Here is a 687-nt window from a genome sequence, read left to right as displayed (position 1 = left end):
AAAAAAAACTACTTTGGATATTAATTTTAGGACTGATAATAATCAGTTGCAAACAAAGGAAAACAGAAATGAAAGAGAAAATAATTAAAACAAACGGCATTGAACTCTGTACGGAAAGTTTTGGAAATAAGAAAAATCCAGCAATCCTTTTGGTAGCAGGTGCAACCGTTTCAATGCTGTATTGGGACACTGAATTTTGCCAACAATTATCTGAAAAAGGATTTTTTGTTATTCGTTACGACAACAGAGATGTAGGAAAATCCACTAATTATGAACCAGGTTCTACTCCATACGATATTGTTGACTTAACTAATGACGCTATTTCAATATTGGATGGCTACAAGATTGACAAAGCACATTTTGTGGGGATTTCTTTGGGCGGACTAATTTCTCAAATAGCATCAATAAAGTTTGCCGACAGAGTTAACTCCTTAACTCTTATGTCATCAGGCCCTTGGGGAGACTCAGACCCAACTATACCTGAAATGGACACGAGTATTTTAGATTTCCATAGTAAAGCAGGTACAGTCAATTGGACAAATGAAGACAGTGTGGTAAACTATTTAATTCAGGGTGCAGAATTAATGAGTGGCAAGAAACAATTTGACAAACAAAGAAGTGAAAAACTGATAAGAGCTGAGTTCAATAGAGCCAACAATTATATAAGTATGTTCAATCACGCTGCAT

At 35.2% G+C, this 687-nt stretch carries 1 protein-coding gene; it reads left to right on the top strand.

The genetic code is table 11. From position 1 onward, the window contains the following. Positions 1-68: 68 nt before the first annotated feature. A partial coding sequence (locus tag VQ048_RS12355; protein ID WP_503619827.1) for an alpha/beta fold hydrolase occupies positions 69-687 on the top strand: 619 nt, incomplete at its 3' end.

This window comes from Bergeyella anatis (genome assembly GCF_036016955.1).
Classification (GTDB): domain Bacteria; phylum Bacteroidota; class Bacteroidia; order Flavobacteriales; family Weeksellaceae; genus JAYWXI01.
Note: the sequence above shows the minus strand (reverse complement) of the source record. Positions and strands in the feature narration are given on the sequence as shown.